14 protein-coding genes are annotated in these 18,453 nt (G+C 45.5%); 7 read left to right on the top strand and 7 right to left on the bottom strand.

Annotated elements, in window-relative coordinates; genetic code table 11:
- Positions 1-82 precede the first annotated feature (82 nt).
- Both AB4503_RS22160 and tldD read left to right on the top strand, forming a co-directional pair.
- Positions 83-895: a carbon-nitrogen hydrolase family protein gene (locus AB4503_RS22160; protein WP_017061365.1), complete on the top strand. Its 813-nt coding sequence runs from the start codon at positions 83-85 to the stop codon at positions 893-895.
- A 19-nt stretch (positions 896-914) separates the two neighbouring features.
- Positions 915-2,360, top strand: coding sequence for a metalloprotease TldD (tldD, locus tag AB4503_RS22155; protein WP_017061366.1), 1,446 nt, complete (start codon positions 915-917; stop codon positions 2,358-2,360).
- 108 nt (positions 2,361-2,468) lie between these two features.
- Here the strand turns inward: tldD and AB4503_RS22150 are convergent, their stop codons facing one another.
- Positions 2,469-3,848 carry a PhoH family protein gene (locus tag AB4503_RS22150; RefSeq protein ID WP_017062953.1) on the bottom strand — a complete coding sequence of 460 codons (1,380 nt, stop codon included), beginning with the start codon at positions 3,846-3,848 and terminating at the stop codon, positions 2,469-2,471.
- A 466-nt stretch (positions 3,849-4,314) separates the two neighbouring features.
- On the opposite strand from AB4503_RS22150, the gene rapA reads away from it, so the two are divergent.
- Positions 4,315-7,224 carry an RNA polymerase-associated protein RapA gene (rapA, locus tag AB4503_RS22145; protein ID WP_017062952.1) on the top strand — a complete coding sequence of 970 codons (2,910 nt, stop codon included), beginning with the start codon at positions 4,315-4,317 and terminating at the stop codon, positions 7,222-7,224.
- A gap of 92 nt (positions 7,225-7,316) precedes the next feature.
- Here the strand turns inward: rapA and AB4503_RS22140 are convergent, their stop codons facing one another.
- Positions 7,317-8,594, bottom strand: a complete 1,278-nt coding sequence (locus AB4503_RS22140) for an NRAMP family divalent metal transporter (protein WP_372115732.1) — start codon at positions 8,592-8,594, stop codon at positions 7,317-7,319.
- 158 nt (positions 8,595-8,752) lie between these two features.
- Here AB4503_RS22140 and AB4503_RS22135 point away from each other — a divergent pair, with 158 nt between their 5' ends.
- Positions 8,753-9,487, top strand: a complete 735-nt coding sequence (locus AB4503_RS22135) for a pseudouridine synthase (RefSeq protein ID WP_372115731.1) — start codon at positions 8,753-8,755, stop codon at positions 9,485-9,487.
- 36 nt (positions 9,488-9,523) lie between these two features.
- Positions 9,524-10,486: a D-2-hydroxyacid dehydrogenase gene (locus AB4503_RS22130; protein ID WP_372115730.1), complete on the top strand. Its 963-nt coding sequence runs from the start codon at positions 9,524-9,526 to the stop codon at positions 10,484-10,486.
- Between the two features lie 83 nt (positions 10,487-10,569).
- Here the strand turns inward: AB4503_RS22130 and AB4503_RS22125 are convergent, their stop codons facing one another.
- The 4 genes from AB4503_RS22125 to argR all read right to left on the bottom strand — a co-directional run bounded on the left by AB4503_RS22125 (position 10,570) and on the right by argR (position 15,728).
- Complete coding sequence (locus AB4503_RS22125) at positions 10,570-11,007, bottom strand: universal stress protein (RefSeq protein ID WP_017061372.1); 438 nt, start codon at positions 11,005-11,007, stop codon at positions 10,570-10,572.
- A 104-nt stretch (positions 11,008-11,111) separates the two neighbouring features.
- Entirely contained in the window at positions 11,112-13,691 is a 2,580-nt protein-coding gene (locus AB4503_RS22120) for a TRAP transporter permease (protein ID WP_372115729.1), read from the bottom strand.
- 255 nt (positions 13,692-13,946) lie between these two features.
- On the bottom strand, positions 13,947-14,915 hold the full coding sequence (locus AB4503_RS22115) for a TAXI family TRAP transporter solute-binding subunit (protein WP_017061374.1): 969 nt from the start codon (positions 14,913-14,915) through the stop codon (positions 13,947-13,949).
- Between the two features lie 342 nt (positions 14,916-15,257).
- Positions 15,258-15,728 (bottom strand): transcriptional regulator ArgR, encoded by a 471-nt coding sequence (gene argR, locus AB4503_RS22110; protein ID WP_004740827.1) that lies wholly within the window; start codon positions 15,726-15,728, stop codon positions 15,258-15,260.
- A 332-nt stretch (positions 15,729-16,060) separates the two neighbouring features.
- On the opposite strand from argR, the gene mdh reads away from it, so the two are divergent.
- Positions 16,061-16,996 (top strand): malate dehydrogenase, encoded by a 936-nt coding sequence (mdh, locus tag AB4503_RS22105; RefSeq protein ID WP_009847834.1) that lies wholly within the window; start codon positions 16,061-16,063, stop codon positions 16,994-16,996.
- Positions 16,997-17,120: 124 nt separating this feature from the next.
- Positions 17,121-17,303, top strand: coding sequence for a hypothetical protein (locus tag AB4503_RS22100; RefSeq protein ID WP_372112557.1), 183 nt, complete (start codon positions 17,121-17,123; stop codon positions 17,301-17,303).
- A 103-nt stretch (positions 17,304-17,406) separates the two neighbouring features.
- On the opposite strand, the gene ispB is transcribed toward AB4503_RS22100, so the two are convergent.
- Positions 17,407-18,378 carry an octaprenyl diphosphate synthase gene (ispB, locus tag AB4503_RS22095; RefSeq protein ID WP_017061376.1) on the bottom strand — a complete coding sequence of 324 codons (972 nt, stop codon included), beginning with the start codon at positions 18,376-18,378 and terminating at the stop codon, positions 17,407-17,409.
- Positions 18,379-18,453 lie beyond the last annotated feature (75 nt).

Below are 18,453 nucleotides of genomic sequence, written 5' to 3'. Positions count from 1 at the left end.
CCGAAAAGACCTTATGCCCGAGTCAGCGAATATACGGTGAAATGCTGATTTCTGAATCATAATGAATGGAGGAGCGATACACATGGATTGTGTTGGGTTGATTCAAATGACATCTGGCCCCAGCCCTGAATTGAACTTTGAGTACCTTGCTCAAGAAGTTGCAAAGTGCAAAGAGTTGGGGGCTAAGTGGGTTGTTTGCCCTGAAAACGCGTTAGTTTTTGGCAGTAAAGCCGACTATCACCAGTGTGCTGAGCCTTTTAATGATGGCCCACTGCAAAAGAAAATCTCTGAGCTAGCAAAGCTTCACAGAATTTGGATCGTCATTGGCAGTATGCCGATAAGCACAACTAACGGCGTGACGACCACCACCTTGGTGATTGATGATTTTGGTTGCCTCGTTGCTCATTACGACAAGCTACACATGTTTGATGTGGATGTCGCTGACGCCCATAAGTGCTATCGAGAGTCGGATATTTTCACTCCGGGCAACCAAGTTGTGACAGCGGAAACGCCTTTTGGTCGCTTAGGTTTGAGTATTTGTTATGATGTGCGCTTTCCACACTTGTATTCAGAGTTACGTAAGCAAGGGGCACAAATCATTGTGGTGCCTGCGGCTTTTACAGCGGTAACGGGTCAAGCGCACTGGGAAGTACTATTAAGATGCCGCGCGGTTGAAACACAGTCGTGGATTGTCGCGGTAGGTCAAGGCGGAAAACACCCTTGCCAAAGAGAAACATGGGGACACTCAATGGTGGTTGATCCATGGGGACGAGTGGTCGCACAGTTAGACCAAGATCCTAAAAGTATGGTGGTTGAGATAGACACATCCAGTTGCGAGTCCATTAGGCAAAATATGCCCATCGCGCAACACTCTCGATTTACCAATCAATTTTAATTACAAACAAGAGCCATCTATGAGCATTAATCAAATTGAAGAAGCGCTACTGAACCCGACAGGGCTTACGGAGCAAAATATCGCAGATACATTGGCGAGTATTGCTACCCGCCAAATTGATTATGCTGATATCTACTTTCAGTCAAGCTGGCACGAATCTTTAGTGCTAGAAGACAGCATTATTAAAGACGGCTCTTTCAATATCGATTGCGGTGTTGGCGTTCGTGCAGTATCTGGTGAAAAGACTGGTTTTGCTTACTCTGACCAAATCCAATTGGATGGTCTTAAGCAGAGCGCAATTGCGGCTCGTGGTATTGCTAAACAAGGTCAAAACGGCAAGGTTCAAGCGTTCAAACGCAACTCTAATCAAGCTTACTATGATGCAGTTAACCCGCTTGCGAGTTGGGAAAAACAGCAGAAAACAGAATTACTAAAATCATTAGATGCTTACATTCGCACTAAAGAGCCGATGGTGACTGAAGTATCGGTGAGTTTAAGTGGTGTGCATGAGCAGATGCTGGTTGCTGCGACTGATGGCACTTACGCTGGTGATATTCGTCCGCTGGTTCGCTTGTCTATTAGCGTACTTGCACAGAAGGGTGATCGTCGTGAGCGTGGTAGCGCTGGTGGTGGTGGCCGTTTTGGTTACGACTTCTTCTTAAGTGATGACAAAGGCACTCAAGTTGCTTACCAATTTGCGGATGAAGCGATTCGCCAAGCATTAGTTAACCTTGAAGCAGTGGCTGCGCCTGCTGGTGCCATGCCTGTGGTTCTTGGTTCTGGTTGGCCGGGCGTTCTGCTGCATGAAGCGGTAGGCCACGGTTTAGAAGGCGACTTCAACCGTAAAGAGTCGTCAGTATTCTCCGGCAAAGTTGGTGAGCAAGTAACTTCAAGCCTATGTACGATTGTCGATGACGGTACATTAACGGATCTACGCGGTTCATTGAACGTCGATGATGAAGGTGTTAACGGTCAGTACAATACGTTAATCGAAAACGGCATCCTAAAAGGTTACATGCAAGATAAGCTGAACGCTCGTCTAATGGGTGTAGCACCGACAGGTAATGGTCGTCGTGAGTCATACGCGCATCTTCCAATGCCACGTATGACGAATACATACATGCTACCGGGCGAACACACACCGGAAGAGATCATCGCGACGGTTGAGAAAGGTATCTACGCACCGAACTTCGGTGGCGGTCAGGTCGATATCACATCAGGTAAGTTCGTATTCTCAGCGTCTGAAGCGTACATGATTGAAAACGGTAAGATCACTCACCCAGTGAAAGGCGCGACGCTAATCGGTTCTGGTATCGAAGCGATGCAGCAGGTGTCTATGGTGGGTAACGACCTAAGCATCGACCGTGGTGTGGGTGTGTGTGGTAAGGCTGGTCAAAGTGTGCCAGTGGGTGTTGGTCAACCAACATTGAAACTAGACTCGCTAACCGTTGGTGGTACTGAGTAATTCAGACTAACCTCTGCCGACTTACTTCAAAATATTAAATTGAAAAGCGCCTCCAATGTGAGGCGCTTTTTGTTTTTAGATTACTGATTCAGTGAGCGTATAGAGTCACTACATGTTCTCTTCCGCAAACTCAGCTAGTCGGCTACGCACCACACCATTGAGGTGGATGTTGGCACTGCCTTCGAAGTTTTTAAAACGCTCAACCATGTAGGTTAAGCCTGAAGTCACAGGGGTTAAGTAAGAAGAGTCTATCTGCGCTAGGTTTCCTGAGCAGACGATCTTAGTACCTTCACCACAGCGGGTGATGATGGTTTTGATTTGTGATGCAGTCAGGTTCTGACACTCATCGAGAAGCACAAACGCATTTTGGATGGAACGGCCGCGCATGAAGTTGATCGATTTGAACTGGATATTAGCTTTGTCACAGATGTATTTCATCGAGCCTTCTGTGCAGTGGTCGTTCTTGTGCAGCGCTTCCAGTGTGTCGGTCACTGCGGCTAACCAAGGCAACATTTTCTCTTCCTCTGTACCCGGAAGGAAACCTATCGACTCACCAATATCAGGGGTGTTGCGGGTTACGATGATCTTATCGAATTGCTTACGTTCAATGGTTTGTTCAAGTGCAGCAGCCATAGCAAGCAGTGTCTTACCACTACCTGCGGCGCCAGTGAGAATCACAAGATCAATATCAGGGTCGAGCAGCGCATCAATCGCCATGCCTTGATAGACGTTCTTTGGTGTGATGTCCCATGCTCTGCGATTCATCAATCTTTCGCGGCTGAGGTCTCTCAGGGTAATGCTTTCCGGCTCAATCTCCTCGACTCGAGCGGCAAAGTCACTTTCTTCGTCAATCACATATTGGTTGAGGAAGGTTGGCTCGAACGGCGCTCTTGCTAAGGTGTGCAGCGTCTTGCCGCCTAAACTTCTGCTCTCGACATTATCGATACCATCCCAAAATGAGCCTTCCAGTTGTTGGAAGCCTTTGGTGAGGTATTGGATATCATCAATCAGTTGGTCAGTTTGATAGTCTTCAACAAAACGTACACCGGCGCCTTTTGCTCGTAAACGCATATTGATGTCTTTGGTGATGAGAACCACTTCGCGTGGTGCGCGTTTATTTTGAAGATAGAGGACAGCGTTGAGGATTCGGTTATCGCCCGCCTTGTCATCGGCAAAGGCTTTGATGCTTTCTTGAAGTTCGTAGTCAGCGAGTATTGAAATACTGCCAGATGCATTTATGTCTTTAGAAAAAGGGATGCCTTCCGATATTTGGTCTGGTGTGGCTTCCCTGAACAGGTCTTCGAGCGTTCGAATCGCAATTCTCGCATCTCGAGCAACGTCTCTTTTACTGTCTTTGATTCTGTCGAGTTCTTCTAGCACTGTCATGGGGATAACGACATCGTGCTCTTGGAAAGAAAATATAGCGAAGGGTTCGTGAAGTAGGATATTGGTGTCTAAAACAAATAGCTTCCGGTTGGTCTCGCCCATAGCATCTCCTTGCCGACGTGCGGCTTGCCTTGCATTCATTGAACGTAGATAAAGCTCATATAAAGATTAGTATCTGATTCTGGTGATAGTCAACTACTCACCTAAACTTCATCTAGAGGAACAGCACCATATCGTTACGAGTGAATATGGTGTATTCGTTTGAGAGCAGCAATCTGCTACCTATAGATTAACCATGAATTTTTGACAGTTTGATTGCACTGGCGAAAACAGAAAAAAAGCATGAAATCATCTCCTTTAGGCGTGACCTAAATCACAGCATCGAGTAAGATTAGCGACCTTTTTCTGCACCATTTTCTCGAGATATTTATTATTGAGAGCGCACTTAAAAAGTGGCTGCAAACTAGACATTTTTGGCTATATTTTTAGTTCAGGAGCGATAATGTTCTTGTTTAAAACTGCAGTTAAGAAGACCAAATTCCAACTATAAGATTGAGGTAGTCGATTCATGACATTTGCTTTGGGGCAACGCTGGATAAGCGATACGGAGAGCGATTTAGGTTTAGGTACCGTTGTAGCAATGGATGCTCGCACAGTGACACTAATGTTTGCAGCGTCAGAAGAAAACCGTGTTTATGCACGTACTGATGCTCCCGTAACCCGAGTAACGTTTAATGTAGGCGATGTCATCGAATGCCAAGAAGGTTGGTCTCTGTCTGTCGAGGAAGTTATCGAAGACAAAGGTCTGCTGACTTACTTAGGTACTCGCGAAGATACCCAAGAAACAGAAGTCACTCTGCGTGAAATCTTCTTAAGCAACCAGATCCGCTTTAACAAGCCACAAGATAAGCTATACGCAGGTCAAATCGACCGTATGGATAACTTTGTGTTGCGTTACCGTGCGCTAAGCAACCAGTACCAACAACACAAGAGCCCGATGCGTGGCTTGTGTGGTATGCGTGCTGGCTTGATCCCTCACCAGTTATACATCGCTCATGAAGTGGGTCGTCGTCACGCTCCGCGCGTTTTACTGGCTGATGAAGTTGGCCTAGGCAAAACCATTGAAGCGGGCATGATCATCCACCAACAGGTGTTGTCTGGCCGTGCTGAACGTATTCTGATTGTGGTTCCTGAAACTCTACAACACCAATGGTTAGTAGAGATGATGCGCCGTTTCAACCTGCATTTTTCTATCTTCGATGAAGAGCGTTGTATTGAAGCGTTTGCTGAATCAGACAACCCGTTTGATACCCAGCAGTACGTTCTGTGTTCTTTGGACTTCCTACGTAAGAGCCGTAAGCGCTACGAGCAAGCACTTGAAGGCGAGTGGGACTTGTTGGTTGTCGATGAAGCGCACCACCTTGAGTGGAGCCAAGACAAACCAAGCCGTGAATACCAAGTGGTTGAAGGCTTAGCGGAAAATACGTCTGGTGTGCTACTACTAACAGCAACGCCTGAACAGCTTGGTCGTGAGAGCCACTTTGCACGTCTGCGTCTGCTTGATCCTGATCGCTTCTACGATTACGAAGCATTCGTTGAAGAAGAAGACCAATACGCACCGGTTGCTGATGCAGTAACGGCTCTGTTCTCTGGAGTGAAGCTTGAAAACAGCGCGAAGAACCAGATTACGGAACTGCTTTCTGAGCAAGATGTTGAGCCTCTGTTCCGTGTGATTGAAGGTGATAGCAGCGAAGAAGAGCAAGCGTTAGCTCGCCAAGAACTGATTGATAACCTTATGGATCGCCATGGTACCGGCCGTGTTCTTTTCAGAAACACACGTGCTGCAATCAAAGGCTTCCCTAAGCGTAATGTAAACCTACTGCCGATGGAGATTCCAACGCAGTACACAACCTCAATGCGTGTATCTGGCATGATCGGTGGCAAAATGGCTCCCGAAGCTCGTGCAATGAAGATGCTGTATCCAGAAGAGATCTTCCAAGAGTTTGAAGGTGAAGATTCAAGCTGGTGGCAGTTCGACTCACGCGTTAACTGGTTGATTGAAAAGATCCAAGACAAGCGCAGCGAGAAAATCCTAGTGATCGCCTCTCGTGCAAGTACGGCTCTTCAATTAGAGCAAGCACTGCGTGAGCGTGAAGGTGTGCGTGCAACCGTATTTCACGAAGGCATGTCGATTCTAGAGCGTGATAAAGCTGCGGCTTACTTTGCTCAAGAAGAGGGCGGCGCTCAGGTTCTTATCTGTAGTGAAATCGGCTCTGAAGGTCGTAACTTCCAGTTCGCTAACCAACTTGTGATGTTCGATCTTCCATTCAACCCAGACTTGCTTGAGCAACGTATTGGCCGTTTGGACCGTATCGGTCAGCTGCGTGATATCGACATTCATGTTCCTTACCTAAAAGGCACATCACAGGCGATCCTTGCGCGTTGGTTCGATGAAGGTCTGAATGCATTTGCGGAAACTTGTCCAACGGGTCGCACGGTTTACGATAAGTACTCAGATGTTCTTATCGAGATGCTGGCTTCTGGTAACACTGAGCAACTTGATGAAGTGATTGAAGAGTCTGCCAAGCTAAATCAAAGCCTGAAATCAGATCTAGAAAAAGGCCGTGATCGCCTATTAGAAATGCACTCAAACGGCGGCGACAAAGCGCATGAAATTGCAGAGAAGATTGCCTCGACTGACGGCGACACTAACCTAGTAACGTTTGCACTAAGCCTGTTCGATACGATTGGCTTGAACCAAGACGACAAGGGTGAGAATGCTCTGGTTGTAACGCCGTCTGAGCACATGATGGTGCCAAGCTACCCAGGCTTACCATACGAAGGCGCAACCATCACGTTTGATCGTGATACTGCGCTTTCTCGTGAAGACATGAACTTCATTAGCTGGGAACACCCAATGATTCAGGGCGGTATCGATCTGCTACTGAGTGAAGGTGTTGGTGCATCAGCGGTATCACTACTGAAAAACAAAGCGCTGCCAGTGGGTACTATCCTGCTTGAGCTGGTTTACCTTGTGGATGCGCAAGCGCCGAAACGCAGCGGTATCAGCCAGTTCTTGCCTAAGACGCCAATTCGTTTGATGATGGATGGCCGTGGTAATGACTTATCAGCTCAGGTTGAGTTCGACAGCTTTAACCGTCAATTAAGCCCTGTAAACCGTCACCTAGCGAGCAAGCTAGTTAACTCGGTACAAGGTGAAATTCACAAGCTAATCGAAGCGGGTGAGACGCACGTACTTCCTAAAGTGGAAGAAGTGCGTGAACAAGCTCAACGAGATATGCAGACTAACCTGAACGGTGAATTAGAGCGTCTACAAGCGCTTAAAGCCGTGAATCCTAATATTCGTGATGAAGAGCTAGAGGTAATCGAAGCTCAAATCAATGAACTGACCGGTTACATCAGCAAAGCTCAGGTTCAGCTAGATTCATTACGCTTGATTGTGGTTTCTCACAACTAGTTTTGAATTAGCGAAATGCTTCAACGAAATAAGGCCTTCATTATGAAGGCCTTATTTGTATCTGTAGCTTAATTAACAATTCAAGTAGCTGGTTACATTAACCACTTCCACCAAACAAATACCGCTAGGAAACCAAATAGGTAAACAAGACCTGCTACAGACAACCATTTTAGTTTGCTGCCAATGGTTAGCGCTTCTGGAAGCTTAGCTTTGTTGACCAAGATGAAATTAAGCAGAGCGAAGAATGGCGTTGTTGCAAACGCGAGTACCATTGCGAAATCGAGCATAGGCATCAGTGCTGCGCTAAAGAACATCACAATCGCGAGTGCCGCGATAGAGACAATGATTATCCAGCCTTGCAGCATTCTTGGGCTTGAATCTTTTTTGAATAATAGACGTTGTGATTCAGCAAGCACGCGTGAGTAGCCATCGATAACGGTAATGGTGCTACCAAAGATACAGAAGAAAGCGATAAGAGCGATTAACGGGCGAGACCATTCACCAATTGTCGAAGCGTAGATGCCGACCAATTGATGAGTAAAGCCAACACCGGAGCGAGACAGTTCAACTCCCGAACCGTGAAGTACTAGCGCGCCTAACGCAACGAATACTAAAGCAAGCAGCGCCGTACCAATGTAGCCAACGTTAAAGTCGAACAGCGCTGATTGTGCGGTCACTTCCTGCTTCTCTTTTTGGCTTTTTAGCCACATAGAGGTGATGCTTGATATTTCGATAGGCGCAGGCATCCAACCCATGGTCACCACGATAAAACCAATAGCAGCCAATGACCAAGGCGACGGTGGAACAAAAGCAGCATCAGGTTCGACTGGAGAGCCGATAGCAATGGCGACTGCAGCTAAGGTTGTGATGGTTAAGATCGCCATGATCGCTTTAGATAGTGTATCTAGAGCACGATAATGGCCAGCAAACAGAATGATCAAACAGGTCGCTAAAACGATCATGCACAAGGTGCTAGTGGCTAAATCGAAAGGAACAAAGTAACTGAGTAGGCTTGCACTGAATAATAGCAGGGCAGCGGTATTCACGACCGCAGATATGGCACTCAAGATCGAAAAGATCACAAGGTATGAGCGGCCTAGGTTAGAGTAACCTTCCACCAAGCTTTGACCCGTTCCTAGCGTGTATTGGATGCCGGCTCTGAAGAATGGATATTTAAATACGTTAACGAGGATAATGAGAGCGGCAAGCTGCCAACCATAAATCGCACCCGCCTTGGTTGAGGCGACTAAGTGAGAACCACCTACAGCCGCTGCGGCCATCATAACGCCTGGGCCAAGAGACTTAATTAAACTTGATAGGGGAGCTGAGGTTGGTGTTTTTGTGTTGGTGGTTTTAACCGTACTGTCCATCGTTTTTCCTTTGATGCTGACTTCTTATTATCCGTTACCCTATCAATACCATGTTTTGTAAAGTCGTCAACTTTTATGTACGAAAATGTTGAAAGTTGTATTTATTTATAAACGAATCAACCGTAAATTATTTATTCACTAGCAATTAAGAGGCTTCAATGGCGTTAGAACAGTACACACCACCGCGTGAACCGTGGATTGATATTGTTTATCAAGATGACGATATTCTTGTGGTGAACAAGCCTGCAGGCCTGCTTTCTGTTCCGGGTAGGTTGCCAGAGCATTACGACAGCATGTGGAGTCGCTTGGTGGAGGAGTTTGCTGATATTCAAGTGGTGCACCGTTTGGATATGTCGACCTCAGGCTTGATGTTGCTGGCTAAGCACAAGCAGGCAGAACGTCACTTGAAGAAGCAGTTCCAATATCGCCTGACACACAAACTGTATTACGCACGCGTATGGGGAGCGGTTGAACAAAAAGCAGGATTGATCGATCTGCCACTCATCTGTGATTGGCTGAACCGCCCTCGGCAGAAAGTGTGTTTGGATAATGGCAAACCTTCACAGACACGTTATGTGGTAGAGCAAACAGATACTCAAACCACCTTGTTGAAGCTACTGCCAATCACGGGACGATCTCATCAGTTGCGTGTGCACTGCATGGAGGTGGGGAATCCTATTGTGGGTGATGAGTTTTATGCAACGCCAGATGCATTTATCTATAGCGAGAGGTTAGCTCTGCACGCGTGTGAACTCAGTTTTTATCACCCGGCCAATGATCAGTTATTCAAAGCCTTTGTTCCGTGTGAGTTTTATCCTCAAGCATCGCCACAAATCGAACAGCACTTTGAAATTGCGCCTGAGCTTCCAGACTACAGTAAGCTAAAAGCTTAGAATGGACTGATTCATAGATCTAACCAAGGAAGAAGAATGCCAACGCTGAAAGTTGTGTTTCTCGATAGAGCGACTATCCCATCTCAAATTCATTTAAAGCCTCTGAGCTTTGAGCATGAATGGGTAGAGTATGATTTCACAGCTCCTGAGCAAGTATCAGAGCGAGTTGAAGAAGCTGATGTGGTGATCACTAACAAGGTAGTGCTCAATGAGTCGAATCTCGCTGGTGCGAAAAAACTCAAGTTGATCGCGGTTTCAGCGACCGGTGTCAATAATGTCGATGTGGAATACTGCAAATCTAAAAACATTGCAGTGACAAACGTACAAGGTTATGCGACTCAATCGGTTCCTGAACATGTCATCGCAATGCTGTTTGCACTTAAACGAAACCTTGTTGGTTATCACAAAGACATTGAGGCAGGTGAGTGGCAAAAGGACAAGCAGTTCTGCTTCTTTACTCATCCGATTCAAGATGTGGCTGGTAGCACACTGGGGTTGATGGGGAGTGGCAGCTTAGGTCAAGCCACCGCAATGTTAGCCAAAGCGATTGGTATGAAGGTGATGTTTGCCGAGCGAAAAGGAGCAGAGTCTTGTCGAGAAGGGTATCTACCTTTTGATACGGTATTGAAGCAAGCGGATGCGATCAGTCTACATTGCCCATTGACTGACGCGACCCAAAATCTGATTTCAGAGCGAGAACTCACAATGATGAAATCGAGCGCGGTATTAATTAATGCCGGGCGCGGAGGTCTAGTAGATGAACAAGCCCTAGTTGAGGCTTTGAAAAAACATGAGATTGCAGGCGCAGGTATGGATGTGTTTACACAAGAGCCAGCCGACAACTCAAATCCACTATTGGCTAATAGCCACTTACCGAACTTATTACTCACTCCACATGTGGCGTGGGGTAGCGACAGCTCGATTCAAAAACTGTCTGATATCTTAATGGATAATATTGAAGGCTTTATTGCGGGTAGCCCGCAAAACATAGTGAATTGACTCTAAAGCTATGTAGCATGAATTAAAACAAAAAAGGTTGGCCTGTAGGCCAACCTTTTTAGATTGTGTGTCGATTAAATGACTTAACCTTGCGGTTTAACCACCAATACATTGATTGGTGAGTTCTGTACCACTTTGCTTGCAACAGAACCAAGCACAACTTTGTCGATTTTCGAACGCTTATGGCTAGGCATCACGATAAGGTCAGCGCCCAGTTTTTCTGCGTAATCTAGAATCGTTGTGTAAGTCTTGCCTTCGGCAACGTGAACTTTATACACCACTTCATCGTCGATGTGTTTGTCGGCAAACTCTTTCAGCTGATTTTTAACATCAAGCTTCATTTGGTTCGCTGCATCTTTCGGGAAGTAAGACGCCACCATCGACATGTGAATGCCTGGTAGTACGTTCAGAATGTGGATTTCAGCATTGCTGTGTTTTGCGTGCCATACCGCCAGTTCGACTGCCTTATCAGAAAAGCCTTTGTCATTAAGATCAACAGGAACAAGGATTTGTTTATACATGTATTCGTCTCTTTTTAATCAGCGCTAAGCTTTCACTTAGTACTGTAATTATCCTTTCCATGTAATAAAGCCAAATAGCGCTAAGCACTACTCAGCCTTATCCATTACGCGCTAATCTCATCCTTACGAGCACGTCTTCTTTGGTTCATCGCTAAACCAATCAAAATGATCAGAGCTGGTAAGAATACCCACTCTTTCATTGGTCGATCTGCATCTTGGATAACGGATTTGATTTCCCAATCGAAATCAATACCAGCCGCTTCTGCTGGGCTACCGAACTCAACCATATCAACAATCATCTTGCCTTCTGATTCAGTCAGCATTAGACCCATAGAGGCAATACGATCTTCACTTGAGGTCGCAGAATCTTCAAACGGCAGGCGAACTGTCTTTTCAGAATAGTCACCTTCTAAGTTTTCGCCACCCACTCTAAGTTCAAGTGATTGTCCCACATCCAGCTTTTCCGTGATTTGAGCAATCTCAACTCCAGGTGAAAGAACTTTCTCTGGATAAATCATGTCCCACCAGAAACCTGGGCGGAAGAAAGAGAAGGTCAGAACGATAAGCAGTATAGTTTCCCACCACTTGTTCTTGGTGAACCACCAACCTTGAGTTGCTGCGGCAAAGATAAGTACCGCAGTCACAGAAGAGAAAATCGTTAGTGCTAAGTGCCACCAAGAATCAATACCCATCAACAGTAGTTGGGTATTGAAGATGAACATGAATGGCAAGATAGCGGTCCGGATATCGTAGGTAAAACCTTGAATACCTGTACGAATTGGGTCGGATTTCGCAATTGCCGCTGCTGCAAACGCCGCGAGACCTACCGGAGGTGTATCATCCGCAAGAATACCGAAGTAGAACACGAATAAGTGCACCGCAATCAATGGAATGATCAAGCCGTGCGCAGCGCCCAGAGTAACGATTACCGGCGCCATCAGCGTTGATACAACGATGTAGTTTGCTGTGGTTGGTAAGCCCATACCTAGGATCAAGCTGATTACCGCAGTAAATAGCAGCATAAGGATGATGCTACCGCCTGAGATAAACTCAACGAAGTCAGTCATTACAAGACCGATACCCGTTAGAGTCACCACACCTACAACAGTCCCAGCAGCCGCTGTCGCCACACCGATACCGATCATGTTACGCGCGCCTGAAACTAAGCTCTCTGCTAGGTCAACGAAACCAGCTTTGGTTTGCTCTGCAAGATCGTCTGATTTGTTCATCAGAGTCATCAAAGGACGCTGGGTGATCAAGATGAAGATCATGAACACTGTGGCCCAGAAGGCAGATAAACCAGGTGAGAAACGTTCAACCGTCAGACACCAAACTAGCACTACGATAGGCAGTAGGAAGTGTAAACCTGATTTAATCGTTGGGCCTGGATCCGGAACTTCTTTGAGATCCGCATCGATTTCCATGCCGCCTTCAGCTGCGTATTTTGCTGATACGCGAACCAGAGCAACATAAGCGATCAATAGCGCCATAGTTACGATTGGTGTTGCAGCATCGCCAAAGACATCTTTCGTCCAACCGACACCGTAGTAAACCGCAGCACTGATAACACATAGACCTAAAATGGTTCCAGTGAAAGAGAGTAGGCTTTGTACGATAGTTGGTGTGTGGCGACGAGGTAGGCCAGTCATACCTGCTTTACATGCTTCTAGGTGAACAATGTAAATCAGAGCAATATAAGAGATCAGAGCTGGAAGTAGCGCCGCCTTGATTACTTCTACATACGAGATGCCCACATATTCAACCATCAGGAATGCCGCAGCACCCATGATAGGTGGCGTTAGCTGACCGTTGGTTGAAGCTGCTACTTCTACTGCACCAGCTTTTGTGCCCGGGAAACCAACACGCTTCATTAGCGGGATAGTAAAGGTACCTGTGGTAACAACGTTTGCAATCGAAGAGCCTGATACCAGACCAGATAAACCAGACGCTACAACGGCTGCTTTCGCTGGGCCGCCTTTCATGTGACCAAGCAGTGAGAATGCAACTTTAATAAAGTAAGCACCGGCGCCAGCACGTTCTAGCATTGCACCAAACAGTACAAACAAGAATACGAATGACGTTGATACGCCAAGTGCCACACCGAATACACCTTCAGTTGTTAGCCACAGATGCGACATTGCCTTGTTCAGGCTCGCACCTTTGTGGGCAATAACGTCCGGCATGTGAGGGCCGCCAAAGGTATAAAGTAGGAATACTGCTGCCACAACCATAAGAGGTGGACCCAAAGCGCGTCGTGTTGCTTCAAGCAGTAAAACCATACCGAATACAGCCGCAACAATATCGAATGTTGTTGGTGCGCCCGATCGCTCAGCGAGTTCAGTATAGAAAATATAGATATAAGAAGCTGAAAAGCTACCTACAAGCGCTAATATCCAATCGACTGCGGGGATGCGATCCCTAGGCGAATTCTTCATGGCTGGATAAGCGGTAAAGGCTAGGAAAATAGCAAACGTAAGGTGAATTGCTCGAGCTTCAGTGTCGTTTAAAATTGCGAAGTTAAAAATGAACGGCAGCGGAGATGCATACCAAAGTTGGAACAGTGACCAACATAGAGGCACAAACCATAAAATACGGCCTTGGATACCACGAGGGCTACGCGCACCAGTATCTGATTGTGCCACCATTTCTTGCACATCTGGAGACGGTGATGTTGTCTGCGTCATGTACTTTATCCTTATTATTGATGGTCTGCCTTTTCTTACGAACAACCAAACGTTAGTTATTTCCTATCTAGTGTAGTGAATGGATAGGGAAATGCGTTTTTTGTTCGTCTTTGTCTTAGGCTTGATACGAAGGTAAGTCCTCCAAATTGGAGAAACTTAAAGGGCTGTTCTTTTCACTTAAATTATTTTTATAAAACGTGAAAAGCCAATAAGGAGGGCTAGCCTCCTTATTGGTGTAGTAGGCTTAAAGTAGAGTTACTTTAGAAGGCCCACTTCTTTGTAGTATTTTGCTGCGCCTGGGTGAAGAGGGATAGAGATACCCGCTTTAACCATGTCTTCTTTTTTCAGGTTAGCAAATGCTGGGTGTAGGCGTTTGAAAGTGTCAAAGTTTTCAAATACTGCCTTAGCAACGTTGTATGCAACTTCTTCAGAAACGTCTGAAGTTGTTACCATAGTAGCTGCAACACCGAAGCTGTTTACGTCAGCGTCAGTACCACGATACATACCAGCAGGAACTGTGCTGTAAGCGTAGTATGGGTTTTCAGCTACGATCTTGTCGATCTGTGGACCTGTTGCTGAAACCAGTTTTGCATCACAAGACGTTGTTGCTTCTTTGATTGATCCGTTCGGGTGACCAACCATGTAGATGAATGCATCAATCTTGTTATCACAAAGTGCTTGTGAACGCTCAGAACCTTTAAGTTCAGAAGCAAGCTTGAAGCTGTCGTTAGTCCAGCCCATAGCGTCCATTACAACACCCATCGTTGCACGGTCACCAGAACCTGGGTTACCAATGTTTACACGCTTACCTGCTAGGTCAGACACATTGTTGATGCCAGCATCAGTACGAGCGATGATGTTGAACGGTTCTGTATGTAGAGAGAACATCGCGCGAAGTTTCTTGTATTCGCCCTGATCTTTGAACTTACTTGTACCGTTGTAGCCGTGGTATTGCCAGTCCGATTGAACAACACCGAAATCTAGTTCACCAGCACGGATGGTGTTAACGTTGTAGATTGAACCACCAGTAGACTCTACAGAACAACGAATGTTGTGGTCTTTGCGGCCCTTGTTCACTAGCTTACAAATCGCACCACCAGTTGGGTAGTAAACACCCGTAACTGAACCAGTACCAATCGTGATGAACTCTTGAGCGTTAACAGCGCCAGCGCCCATTACAGCAGCTGCAATAGCACCAACTTTAATAAGTTTGGTAAATGCCATGAATTTCCCTTCCTTTATTCATTATTAACCCTGAAACAAGTGTAGTTGCTTCAGGAGTTTCCTATTTGGAAACGGCACCTTTTTCAATCCATGTGATGAAAAAGTGGCTGAATAATATCAAAAATTGGCAGAAAATTACTCGAATGTTAAAAGATATAGCTAAAAAATCTAACAAATGATGTCTTGATCTCGTGTTTGATTTGCTACTGAGTTTTTTAAAATCAATGGTTTAGTGTGATTTTGGAAGGGAGGTATGGATATTCTAGGATGTGATTTGGATCACGAAGCAAATAGATACTCGTGATCCATTAATAAGGCTGATAGTTATGAAACAGCGATCAATTATCCTGCGTATTCAAACAGTTCACACACTGAATCAAACAGTTGCTTAGTGGTAACCGATAACGTTGGGGTAATGAAGATAGTATCATCACCTGCGACTACGCCCAGTATACCTTCCGACTTACCTAGTGAGTCTAATAAACGAGCAATCAGCTGCGCCGCACCAGGACCTGTGTGTATCACCACCAATGCATTGTTGTGGTCAATATCTAGTACTAATTCTCTTAGAGAGCTAGAAACGGTCGGAACACCTAGCTCAGCAGGAAGACAGTAAACCATCTCCATTTTTGCGTTACGAGTTCGAACGGCACCAAACTTGGTTAACATACGCGAGACTTTAGACTGGTTGATGCTTTCAAAACCTTCGTGTTTTAGGGCATCCACAATTTCGCCTTGTGAGCCAAAACGTTCTTCTTTTAGTAAGGCTTTAAATGCACGAACTAAGTTGTCTTGCTTTTCTGTATTGCGCATATGTCATTCTTATTCATTAACAAAGATGTTTGCATATTCTCGCATACATATTCAATTTTAGCCAAAACATCCCTGTAATTTGTTAGTCATATCACTGTAAATATTTAATAGAATAATGTGTTATTTGCGACGACTTATTTTGTTATTTCAGTCGATTATCGCCATAATGCGAACTTGCTGTGTAGCACGGTTTTATTGACTTGCGCGAAGTCGCAAAGCTAGCGTTAATTGATTGTAATCACTTTGTGATTAATATAGTTTTTTAACTTAGATTTAGCTCAAGAATCACCCTACAAAGAATCTATAAGAGAAAGCTCTCAAGGAGAATAACAATGAAAGTAGCTGTTATTGGTGCCGCTGGTGGCATCGGTCAAGCCCTAGCCCTACTACTTAAGAACCGCCTACCTGCTGGTTCAGATCTTGCACTTTACGACATCGCTCCGGTAACACCGGGTGTTGCTGCCGATCTTAGCCATATCCCAACGCCTGTTTCGATCAAAGGTTACGCGGGTGAAGATCCAACACCAGCACTAGAAGGTGCGGATGTTGTACTTATTTCAGCGGGTGTTGCTCGTAAGCCTGGTATGGATCGTGCGGATCTTTTCAATGTGAACGCTGGCATTGTTAAGTCTCTTGCAGAGAAAATCGCAGTTACTTGTCCGACTGCTTGTGTTGGTATCATTACTAACCCAGTAAACACAACAGTGCCAATCGCGGCTGAAGTACTGAAGAAAGCGGGCGTTTACGACAAGCGTCGTCTATTCGGTATTACGACTCTTGATGTGATTCGTTCTGAAACGTTCGTTGCTGAACTAAAAGACAAAGATCCAGGCGACATCCGTGTTCCTGTTATCGGTGGTCACTCAGGCGTAACGATTCTTCCTCTACTTTCTCAAGTTGAAGGCGTAGAGTTCACTGATGAAGAAATTGCAGCGCTAACGACTCGCATCCAAAATGCAGGTACTGAAGTAGTAGAAGCTAAAGCTGGCGGCGGCAGTGCGACACTGTCTATGGGTCAAGCGGCTTGTCGTTTCGGTCTTGCACTAGTTAAAGCACTTCAAGGTGAAGAAAACGTGATTGAATGTGCATACGTTGAAGGTGAAGGCGAGCACGCTCCATTCTTCGCACAGCCAGTTAAACTAGGCAAAGAGGGCGCTGAAGCGATCCTTAGCTACGGTGAGCTAAGTGACTTCGAACGTAACGCTTTAGATAGCATGCTTGAAACGCTAAATGGTGACATCGAGATTGGTGTTGAATTCGCTAAATAAGCGAAACGCTATTTAACTCAGACTTAAGCTAATTAATAAGGGCCGGTCATTATGATCGGCTTTTTTGATCCTGAAGTTCAAGCTACTCGTATTTAGCTTTAAAATTAATGTGAAGGTAAATGTTATGGCTACTGTTCAGAAGGGTATGAATGTCGAATATTTGGGGCACTTAGGAAAAGTATTGGTAATTGATGAGCAAGAGCAGTACGCACTAGTAGAGACTTACAACGGGCATGAGCAGTACGCGGTGCCAATGGAAGAGCTTGAAGCACAACTGCCGTTGTCATTAGAAGCCAGTCGATATTGAATTTGGCTCACCTACAAATATTTGTTGAAAACCAAAAAAAAGAGCCCTGAGGCTCTTTTTGTTATTTATATAGAAGCTAGAAGCGAGTTGTCTATTAACCTGCTTACTTACTGCGTTTAACAGCTAAGTGTGCGAGCGTGGTTAGCGCTTGCTTATATTCTGAGTCAGGAAGTACAGAAAGCTCAGCGATGGCTTTATCGGCCTCTTCGTAGGCTTTATTTGTTGTGTACTCTAAAGAGCCTGTCTCTTTCATTACAGCCATAATATCGTCAAGACGTTCCATGCCGTTCGCTTTCTCAATCGCTTCACGAATCATGCTTGCTTGTTCAGGAGAGCCATTATGCATTGCGTAAAGTAGAGGCAGTGTTGGTTTGCCTTCGGCTAGATCGTCACCAACGTTTTTACCCATCTCTTTACCATCTGCAGTGTAATCCATCACATCGTCAATCAGTTGGAAAGCGGTGCCTAGGTATTTACCATAGTTCTGCATTGCTGTTTCGATCTCTGGTGATGACTCAGTAAGAATCGCACCGATTTGGGTCGCAGCTTCGAACAAACGAGCAGTCTTAGAGTAGATCACCTGCATGTAGCTTTCTTCTGTGGTGTCTGGGTTATTGCAGTTCATTAATTGTTGAACTTCACCCTCGGCAATCACGTTTACCGCTTCACTCATTAGCTCAAGGATCTTTAAAGATCCTAGCGTTGTCATCATTTGGAATGAGCGTGTGTAGATAAAGTCACCCACCAAAACGCTAGCGGCATTACCAAAAGCGGCATTGGCCGTCGCTTTACCGCGTCTCATGTCTGATTCATCGACAACATCGTCGTGAAGCAGGGTTGCGGTGTGAATAAACTCGATAAAGGCTGCAGAGGTGATATGAGCTTCACCTTGATAACCAAGTGCGCGAGCAGATAAAAGAGCAAGCAAAGGGCGTAGGCGTTTGCCACCACCGCTAACGATATAAAAACCAAGCTGGTTGATTAAACTTACGTCAGAATTAAGTTGGGCTTGAATTGTTTCATTCACTTTTGCCATATCATTGGCAGTAAGCGTTTGGATAGCTTTAAAATCCATTGTTCATCCGGCTGAAGTTAGACCCTGTAAGGCTTATACGTTGTATTTAATTGTTGAATAATACACTAAAAAACG

It is taken from the genome of Vibrio sp. 10N.222.55.B11, from assembly GCF_041473705.1.
GTDB classification, from domain to species: domain Bacteria; phylum Pseudomonadota; class Gammaproteobacteria; order Enterobacterales; family Vibrionaceae; genus Vibrio; species Vibrio crassostreae_C.
Note: the sequence above shows the minus strand (reverse complement) of the source record. Positions and strands in the feature narration are given on the sequence as shown.

Excerpts from the sequence above, each read along its gene's own strand:
- AB4503_RS22130 (WP_372115730.1), top strand. The coding sequence starts at position 9,524 with ATGCCAACGCTGAAAGTTGTGTTTCTCGATAGAGCGACTATCCCATCT.
- AB4503_RS22125 (WP_017061372.1), bottom strand. The coding sequence starts at position 11,007 with ATGTATAAACAAATCCTTGTTCCTGTTGATCTTAATGACAAAGGCTTT.
- AB4503_RS22160 (WP_017061365.1), top strand. The coding sequence starts at position 83 with ATGGATTGTGTTGGGTTGATTCAAATGACATCTGGCCCCAGCCCTGAA.
- AB4503_RS22120 (WP_372115729.1), bottom strand. The coding sequence starts at position 13,691 with ATGACGCAGACAACATCACCGTCTCCAGATGTGCAAGAAATGGTGGCA.
- AB4503_RS22115 (WP_017061374.1), bottom strand. The coding sequence starts at position 14,915 with ATGGCATTTACCAAACTTATTAAAGTTGGTGCTATTGCAGCTGCTGTA.
- AB4503_RS22100 (WP_372112557.1), top strand. The coding sequence starts at position 17,121 with ATGGCTACTGTTCAGAAGGGTATGAATGTCGAATATTTGGGGCACTTA.
- AB4503_RS22140 (WP_372115732.1), bottom strand. The coding sequence starts at position 8,594 with ATGGACAGTACGGTTAAAACCACCAACACAAAAACACCAACCTCAGCT.
- argR (WP_004740827.1), bottom strand. The coding sequence starts at position 15,728 with ATGCGCAATACAGAAAAGCAAGACAACTTAGTTCGTGCATTTAAAGCC.
- ispB (WP_017061376.1), bottom strand. The coding sequence starts at position 18,378 with ATGGATTTTAAAGCTATCCAAACGCTTACTGCCAATGATATGGCAAAA.
- AB4503_RS22150 (WP_017062953.1), bottom strand. The coding sequence starts at position 3,848 with ATGGGCGAGACCAACCGGAAGCTATTTGTTTTAGACACCAATATCCTA.
- AB4503_RS22135 (WP_372115731.1), top strand. The coding sequence starts at position 8,753 with ATGGCGTTAGAACAGTACACACCACCGCGTGAACCGTGGATTGATATT.
- mdh (WP_009847834.1), top strand. The coding sequence starts at position 16,061 with ATGAAAGTAGCTGTTATTGGTGCCGCTGGTGGCATCGGTCAAGCCCTA.
- rapA (WP_017062952.1), top strand. The coding sequence starts at position 4,315 with ATGACATTTGCTTTGGGGCAACGCTGGATAAGCGATACGGAGAGCGAT.
- tldD (WP_017061366.1), top strand. The coding sequence starts at position 915 with ATGAGCATTAATCAAATTGAAGAAGCGCTACTGAACCCGACAGGGCTT.